This is a genomic window from Cupriavidus sp. 05T41, from assembly GCF_056396525.1.
Map to the genome: position 1 here is coordinate 1 of NZ_JBFTLQ010000155.1, position 8,181 is coordinate 8,181.

The 8,181-nt window shown below is 66.5% G+C and carries 6 protein-coding genes; 5 read left to right on the forward strand and 1 reads right to left on the reverse strand.

The window, feature by feature from the left end:
* Positions 1 to 8: 8 nt before the first annotated feature.
* The 5 genes from AC1DKV_RS39555 (at position 9) to gabT (ending at position 6,737) form a co-directional block, all read left to right on the forward strand.
* Positions 9 to 965 carry an ABC transporter permease gene (locus AC1DKV_RS39555; RefSeq protein WP_441624468.1) on the forward strand — a complete coding sequence of 319 codons (957 nt, stop codon included), beginning with the start codon at positions 9 to 11 and terminating at the stop codon, positions 963 to 965.
* A gap of 31 nt (positions 966 to 996) precedes the next feature.
* Positions 997 to 1,881: an ABC transporter permease gene (locus AC1DKV_RS39560; RefSeq protein WP_441624469.1), complete on the forward strand. Its 885-nt coding sequence runs from the start codon at positions 997 to 999 to the stop codon at positions 1,879 to 1,881.
* The gene (locus AC1DKV_RS39565) at positions 1,881 to 3,524 is read left to right on the forward strand and encodes an ABC transporter ATP-binding protein (protein WP_477139639.1); all 1,644 of its coding nucleotides are present in this window, start codon (positions 1,881 to 1,883) and stop codon (positions 3,522 to 3,524) included. Before AC1DKV_RS39560 ends, AC1DKV_RS39565 begins: the two co-directional genes overlap by 1 nt.
* A gap of 25 nt (positions 3,525 to 3,549) precedes the next feature.
* Positions 3,550 to 5,031 (forward strand): NAD-dependent succinate-semialdehyde dehydrogenase, encoded by a 1,482-nt coding sequence (locus AC1DKV_RS39570; protein WP_477139640.1) that lies wholly within the window; start codon positions 3,550 to 3,552, stop codon positions 5,029 to 5,031.
* 413 nt (positions 5,032 to 5,444) lie between these two features.
* The gene (gabT, locus tag AC1DKV_RS39575) at positions 5,445 to 6,737 is read left to right on the forward strand and encodes a 4-aminobutyrate--2-oxoglutarate transaminase (protein ID WP_477139641.1); all 1,293 of its coding nucleotides are present in this window, start codon (positions 5,445 to 5,447) and stop codon (positions 6,735 to 6,737) included.
* Positions 6,738 to 7,059: 322 nt separating this feature from the next.
* Here the strand turns inward: gabT and AC1DKV_RS39580 are convergent.
* A partial coding sequence (locus AC1DKV_RS39580) for an ABC transporter substrate-binding protein (protein ID WP_441624409.1) occupies positions 7,060 to 8,181 on the reverse strand: 1,122 nt, incomplete at its 5' end.

Genomic DNA, 8,181 nt, shown 5'->3' on the forward strand with positions numbered 1-8,181 from the left:
GAGACACCATGAACCTGTTCATCTTGCGTCTGCTGGCGCGGCGCATCGGTCTGGCGCTKATCTCGCTACTGGCCGTCTCGGCCATCGTCTTCGCCATCACCGCGGTATTGCCCGGCGATGCCGCGCAGGAACAGCTCGGCCAGGACGCCACACCCGAAGCCCTGGCCGCGCTGCGTACCCAGATGGGCCTCGATGTCCCCGCGCCCGTGCGCTATGCGCACTGGCTGGGCGGCATGGCGACCGGCAATGCCGGCGAGTCGCTCGTCACCCACATGCCGGTGTCCGAGGCCATCGGCAGCCGCCTGCGCCAATCGCTGCTGCTGGCCGGCCTGACTGCGCTGATCTCGGTGCCGGTAGCACTCGGCCTCGGCATCCTGGCGGCGGTCTTCCGCGGCACATGGTTTGACCGCAGCGTCAGCCTGGGCGCGGTGGCGGTGGTCTCGGTGCCGGAGTTCCTGGTCGCCACGCTCGCGGTGCTGCTGTTCGCGGTCCACCTGCGCTGGCTGCCGGCGCTCGCCTACATCGGCACCGACGATTCCTGGGACAAGATCGTGCGTTCGCTGGCCATGCCGGTCCTGAGCCTGTGCTGCGTGATCGTCGCGCAGATGCTGCGCATGACCCGCGCGGCGGTGATCGACCAGCTCAACGCGCCCTATATCGAGATGGTGCGGCTCAAGGGCGCCTCCTCGACCCGCATGGTGCTGTTCCACGCCCTGCCCAACGCCATCGGCCCGATCGCCAATGCCGTGGCGCTGAGCCTGTCTTACCTGCTTGGCGGCGTCATCATCATCGAGACCATCTTCAACTACCCGGGGATCGCCAAGCTGATGGTGGACAGCGTCGCCCAGCGCGACATGCCCGTGGTCCAGGTGTGCGCCATGATTTTCTGTTGTGCGTACCTGATCCTCGTCACGCTTGCCGATGTGTGCGGCATCGTCGCCAATCCGCGTCTGCGCCACCGCTGAAGCCTTGAACGCCATGCAGGAGCTGCAACCCATGTCCCCTACCTCCAACACGCACGCCACCTCCGCCGTGAGCGCCCCCGATAAAAGCTGTCGCCGCCCGCGCCTGCCCAAACTGGGTATCACCGGCTGGATCGGCTGCCTGATCCTCATCGGTTGGCTGATTGCCGCCATTCTCGGCCCGATCCTGATCAGCCATGACGGCACGCCCACGGCCGAGATCCAGGTCTTCGGCCCGATCAGTGCCCTGCACTGGCTCGGTACCGACTACCTCGGGCGCGACATGCTGACGCGCGTGATCCTGGGCGCGCGCTATACCGTCTGCGTTGCGCTGGTCTCGACCCTGTGCGCCAGCGGCATCGGCATCACGCTGGCACTGCTCGCCACCGTCAGCGGGCGCTGGATCGATGCCGGCCTCAGCCGCGGCCTCGATACGCTCACGGCGATCCCCAGCAAGATGTTCGCACTGATCATGGTCGCGGCCTTCGGCTCCTCGGTGTGGATGCTCGCGCTCACGGCGGCGATCATCTACGTCCCGGGTGCATATCGGATCGCGCGCTCGCTGGCGGTCAACATCAACGCGATGGACTACGTCACGGTCGCCCGCACCCGCGGCGAAGGCACCGCCTACATCATGCGCCAGGAGATCCTGCCCAACATCCTCGGCCCGATGCTGGCCGACCTGGGGCTGCGCTTCGTCTACGTCGTGCTGCTGCTCGCGAGCCTCAGCTTCCTGGGCCTGGGCATCCAGCCGCCCGATGCCGACTGGGGTTCGCTGGTGCGCGAGAACATCGGCGCGCTGTCTGAAGGCAGCATGGCCGTGGTGGCGCCGGCGCTGGCCATCGCCAGCCTGACCCTCGCCGTCAATCTTGTTATCGACAACCTGCCGGGTCGCTCGGCACGTAACGGAGTCAAATAATGGGCACGTCCGTAAAGGTCAGCAATCTGCGCATCACCGCAGGCCAGGCGACGTTGGTAGATGGTGTGGACTTCGAGATCGAGCCCGGCAAGGTGCTGGCGCTGATCGGCGAGTCCGGCTCGGGCAAGACCACCACCGCGCTGGCGCTGATGGGCTTCGCGCGCCACGGTTGCGAGATCGCCGGCAGCATCCGGGTCGGCACCACCGACGTGCTGCACCTGTCGCCAGGCGAACAGCGCCGGCTGCGCGGGCGCGAGATCACCTATATCGCCCAGAGCGCGGCGGCCTCGTTCAACCCGTCGCGCACCATCATGGACCAGGTGGTCGAACCGGCGCTGATCCACCGGCTCATGAATCGCAAGGCTGCCGAGAAGAAGGCGGTCGCGCTGTTCCGCGAACTGGCGCTGCCCGACCCTGATTCCATCGGCGAGCGCTACCCCCACCAGGTCTCCGGCGGACAGTTGCAGCGCCTGATGGCCGCAATGGCCCTGATCACCGATCCCGACCTGGTGATCCTGGACGAGCCGACCACGGCCCTGGACGTCACCACCCAGGTCGAAGTGCTGCGCGTGTTCCGCCGCGCGGTGCAGGAACGCCGCACCACGGCGGTCTATGTCAGCCACGACCTCGCCGTGGTGGCCCAGGTGGCGGACCACATCCTGGTGCTGCGCGATGGCAAGATGCGCGAGCTGGGCGAGACCGACCAGATCCTGTACCAGCCCGCCGACGACTACACGCGCTGCCTGCTGGCCGCGGCGCGGCCGACCGAGCGTCCCGGCGCGCCGGTGGACCCGGACAAGAGCCCCCTGCTGCTCGAGGTCCGCGACCTGTCCGCCGGCTACGGTGCGGTCGATGCCCACGGGCAGCCGGCCGCGAAGATCCTGGAGGGCGTGGGCCTGAAGCTGTACCGGGGCCAGGCGATCGGCGTCATYGGCGAGTCGGGTTCGGGCAAGACCACGCTGGCGCGGGCCATCGCCGGCCTGGTGGCGCCCTGCCACGGCAGCATCGCGTTMGACGGCCGCCCACTGAAACCGACGGTGGCCAAACGCAGCCACGACGAGCTGCGGCGCATCCAGATMGTGTTCCAGATGGCCGATACCGCGCTCAATCCTGCACGCACCGTCGAGGAGATCCTGGCGCGGCCGCTGCAGTTCTTCCACGGCCTGCGCGGCGAAGCGAAACGGGCACGGATYCGCCAGTTGCTCGATCTGGTGCGGCTGCCGGCCAGCGTGGCGCAGCGCACGCCCGGTGGCCTGTCCGGCGGGCAGAAACAGCGCGTAAACCTGGCCCGCGCGCTGGCGGCCGAGCCGGAGCTGATCCTGTGCGACGAGATCACCTCGGCGCTGGATACCGTGGTCKGCGCGGCCATCCTGGACCTGATGGCCGAGCTKCGCAAGGAACTGGGTGTCTCGTACCTCTTCATCAGCCACGACCTGCACACCGTGCGCTCGATCTGCGACGAGATCGTGGTGATGCAGCATGGCCGCAAGCTGACCCAGGTCGCGCACCAGGACTACGACCGCGGTCCGCACCACCCCTACTACGCGCTGCTGGCGCGCTCGGTGCCCGAGCTGCGMCGCGGCTGGATCGATGAAGTCGATCTGCATAGCGACGGCACAGTGCCCGCCGGCGTCACCGCCTGACCCCTTTCCTTAGGAGAATTTGTTCATGCCTTTGTCCCTCCAGAACCAGACCTTGCTTCCCGGCCGCAACTTTATCGGCGGCGAATGGTGCGGCGCGGCCGACGATCGCACACTGTCCGTGGCGGACCCTGCAACGGATGAAGTCTTTGCGGCGGTACCGGATAGCGGTGCGGCGGACGCACGCCGCGCCGTCGATGTCGCTCACGCAGCGTTCCCAAGCTGGCGCAAGACCCCTGCCAAGCACCGCGCGCAGATCATCAAGCGCTGGAACGACCTGATCGTCAGCCACGTGGAAGACCTTGGCCGCCTGATCTCGCGCGAGCAGGGCAAGCCCTTGGCGGAAGGCAAAGGCGAGGTGCTCTATGCCGCGAGCTATGTCGAATGGTTTGCCGAAGAAGCCACGCGCGCCGATGGCGACGTGATCGCCGCGCCAGTGCCCGGCCGACGCATGCTGGCACTGCGCGAGCCGGTCGGCGTCATCGCGGCGATCACGCCATGGAACTTMCCGGCAGCGATGATCGCGCGCAAGATCGCGCCGGCGCTGGCTGCCGGCTGCACGGTGGTGTGCAAGCCTGCCGAGGATACGCCGCTGACCTCGCTGGCGCTGGTCAGGCTCGCCGAACAGGCGGGCGTGCCGCCGGGCGTGCTGAATATCGTCACCGCMTCGCGCGAGCGCGCGGCCGAAGTCGTCGATGTATGGCTGGACGATGCCCGGGTGCGCAAGATCACCTTTACCGGCTCGACGCCGGTGGGCAAACACCTGGCGCGCCGCTCCGCCGATACGCTGAAGAAGCTGTCGCTGGAACTGGGCGGCAATGCCCCGTTTATCGTGTTCGACGATGCAGATCTCGATGCCGCCGTCGAAGGTTTGATGGCCGCCAAGTTCCGCAACGGCGGACAGACTTGCGTGTGCCCTAACCGCATTTACGTTCAGGACAAGGTACACGACGCCTTTGTCGAAAAGCTTGCCGCGCGCGTCGGCGCGCTGGTCGTCGCCCCCGCCACGAACCCGGCCGCGCAGATCGGCCCGATGGTCAACGCGCGCGCGGTCGACAAGATCGAACGCCATGTGAAGGACGCGGTCAGCCGTGGTGCCCGCGTGGTCGTCGGCGGCGAGCGAATCCGCAACGAACAGTGCCCCGGGCCGAACTACTATGCGCCAACGGTGCTGGTCGATGTGGATGCCGCGATGGAGTGCTCCTGCGAGGAGACCTTCGGGCCGGTGGCGCCGGTTACGCGCTTCAGTACCGAGGCCGATGTGGTCGCGGCGGCCAACGCCACGCCGTTCGGGCTGGCAGCGTATTTCTACTCAAATKACGTGCGGCGGATCTGGCGCCTTGCCGATGCGCTTGAGTCGGGCATTGTCGGTATCAACGAGGGCGCGCTGGCAGCGGAAGCGGCCCCCTTCGGCGGCGTGAAGGACTCCGGCTACGGACGCGAGGGGTCGCGCCATGGCCTCGAAGAGTACATGCATATCAAGTACGTCTGCCAGGGGCTGCTGGACTGATAACGCTCCGCTTCCTATCGAGCGGCCGGCGCAAGCCGGCCGTTTTGCATGGCGGGCCTTGCCGGCAAAGCCTGCCATGCATCCCCGTCGAAGGAACTGCTGTTCATCCCGCCACAACAGGATTCGCTGCTGATCGACCCCTCGCATTCGGTCAAAGCGCTATCCGCCTCGTCCCTATACTGGTCCCGCTGATTGCCCGCAAGCGTTGGCGATATGACCCCGGCAGGCTTCGGCCATGCCGCGAACGAACTCCATGACAGCAATGCCCMAACGCCAGCCGAGTGCCCTCGCGGACCCTAATGCAAGCTGACCGGACGCGAACCGCGCCACCTMGCAGAGATCCTTGCCGGCTCCAACCCTTCGCAACCACACCGCGACCCCGACTTCGCGGAAACTGAAAGAGGCGTAACGCAATGACCCAGTCCAACCAGGCCCATATCGCGGCCCGCACCCAACATGTTCCGCATGGCGTCGTCACCGCCCATCCGATCTTTGCCGACAGGGCCGAGGGTTCATTCCTMTGGGATGTGGAGGGACGTCGCTATATCGACTTCGTCGGCGGTATTGGCGTGCAGAATATCGGCCATAACCACCCCAAGGTCGTCGAGGCAGTGCGCAAGCAACTGGGTCGCGTGACGCACGCAGCGTTCCAGGTGGTCGGCTACGACGTCTATGTCGAGCTGGCCGCTCGGTTKAACAAGCTGGTCGGCGGCGCCKAGCATTACAAGACGCTGTTCGCGACAACCGGCGCGGAAGCGGTGGAGAACGCGGTCAAGATCGCGCGCGCCTGTCGCAATGTGCCGGGAATCATCGCGTTCCGCGGCGGCTTCCACGGGCGCACGCTGCTCGGCTCGACGCTGACCGGCATAAGCACGCCGTACAAGCAGAACTTCGGGCCGCTGGCCGGCGACGTCTATCACACGCCCTATCCCGACGAATTCMGTGGCTTCTCGGGCTCGGATGCGATCCGGGCGCTGGAAGATCTCTTTGCCACGCAGATCGCCCCGAACCGGGTCGCGGCCATCATCCTCGAACCTGTGCAAGGCGACGGCGGCTTCCTGCCTGCTGGCAACGAGTTCCTGCAGGCCCTGCGCGCGCTGACCCGCAAGCATGGCATCGTGCTGATCCTGGACGAGATCCAGGCCGGCTTTGGCCGTACCGGCAAGATGTTCGGCTTCCAGCATGCGGGCATCCAGCCCGACCTGGTCACGGTCGCGAAGAGCCTGGCCGGCGGCATGCCGCTGTCCGGCGTGGTCGGGCGTGCCGAGATCATGGACGCGCCGGCACCCGGCGGCCTGGGCGGCACATATGCGGGCAATCCGCTMGCCTGCGCCGCTGCGCTGGCGGTGCTCGACCTGTTMGAGGAAGAACAGTTGCTCGCCAGTGCGCACGCCCTGGCGGAAACCCTGCGCGCAGGGCTCGACCAGCTCGCGCGCGAGTTCCCCGCCATCGGCACCGTGCGTGGCGTTGGCGCGATGCTGGCGCTGGAGTTCGTAAAGGACAGCGACCCGTTCCAGCCCGACGCGGCATTCGCCCAGGCGGTGATCGACCGCTGCCGCGAACGCGGCCTGCTGGTCATCAAGTGCGGCGTGCATCGGAACAATGTGCGGCTGCTGGCGCCGCTCAACACCTCCGCGGAAACGGCGCAGGAAGCCCTGGAGATCCTGCGCGCCGCCATTGCCCAAACCAGCGACGAGGCTCGCTAACACGCAGGGTTCACCGGGTCCGGCCAACGGCACGCGGCCCGATCGCAGTATGATTGGGGCGCCTCCGGATCGGAGACCGCCCCAACGAGTGCTGCCGTGATAGCGAGCGCGACCGTGGCGGCGCCACCGGGAGCCGCCGTTTCGAATCTTCCTGCTGCCCAACGGGKACACCGTCTTCAAGGGCTTCGTCGACCAATGGCTGCACCTGGCMAGGGCAGTCGGTGACTACGAGGTGCATGCGGCCAAGTGGCTCGGCAAATAAACCTGGCCCAACCGCACGGGGCGCAGGCGGAAACCTTGCGAAAAAGGCCCGCCCGCCCCGTCAGGCATCGAGCCACACATGCTCCGCAAACGAATAGCCCATCAGCCCACCCAGCGGGATCGGTGACAAGCCCTTGAGCTTCGATGAATGTCCGTCGATGCTGGCCAGGAACAGCGGGATACCAATGCCGGCGTCCTCGTGGATCATGGTCTGCATGTCGGCATACATCTGGATGCGTTTGGCGGTGTCGGTTTCGGCCCGCGCCGCCAGCAGCAGCTGGTCGAACTTGGGGTTCTTCCAGCGCGATTCGTTCCACGGCGCATCGGACTTGAAGAACTGCGTGAGAATGGTGTCGGCGCTGGGGCGCGGGTTGACATTGCCGAAGCCCACGGGGCTGTTGAGCCAGTGGTTCGACCAGTAGCCATCGGCAGGCATGCGCTTGATGTCGATGTCCAGGCCGACACGCTGCGCGGTCTGCTGCAGCACCGTCGCCATCTCGACCGAATACAGGGCGGCGGGCGAGGTCACCATCGGCACCTTGCCCGTCACGCCCGATTTGCGCAAATGGTACTTAGCCTTGTCAAGGTCGAAGGCCAGCTGCGGCAGGCCCTTGAAAAAGAAGCGGTTGGTGGGGTCGATCGGCTGATCGTTGCCGAGCACCGCATAGTCGAGCGCGATGGCCTTCTTCATCTGCGCGCGGTCTTGCAGGTACTTCATCCCCATCACAAAGTCGGGGTTCATACCTGGACCCGCGTCCTTGCGCATGATCAGGTCTGTGTACTGCCCCGATTGCGTGATGAGGGTGCCGAAGCCCGGCGTACCCTTGACGCGGGCCACGGAGCGCGGGTTGACAGAGCCCACCAGATCCATGCCGCCGGACAGCAGCGCGTTGACGCGCGCGCTCTCATCGCCGATACCGACGAACTCGATCTCGTCGAGGTAGGGCTTTCCCTGTCTCCAGTACGCATCGTTGCGCACCACCACAGTGCGCACGCCCGGCCTGAACTCCTTGATCTTGTAAGGCCCGGTACCGATGCCGGCACTGAAGTCGGTKGTGCCGTCCTTGACGATGAGGAAGTGGAAGGTGCCCAGGATCACCGGCAGGTCGGCATTGGGGCTGGTGAGCACCACCGTGACCTCGTTCGGGCCGGTGGCTTTCACGCTCTCGATCTGCTCGGCCAG

Excerpts from the sequence above, each read along its gene's own strand:
- AC1DKV_RS39560 (WP_441624469.1), top strand. The coding sequence starts at position 997 with ATGTCCCCTACCTCCAACACGCACGCCACCTCCGCCGTGAGCGCCCCC.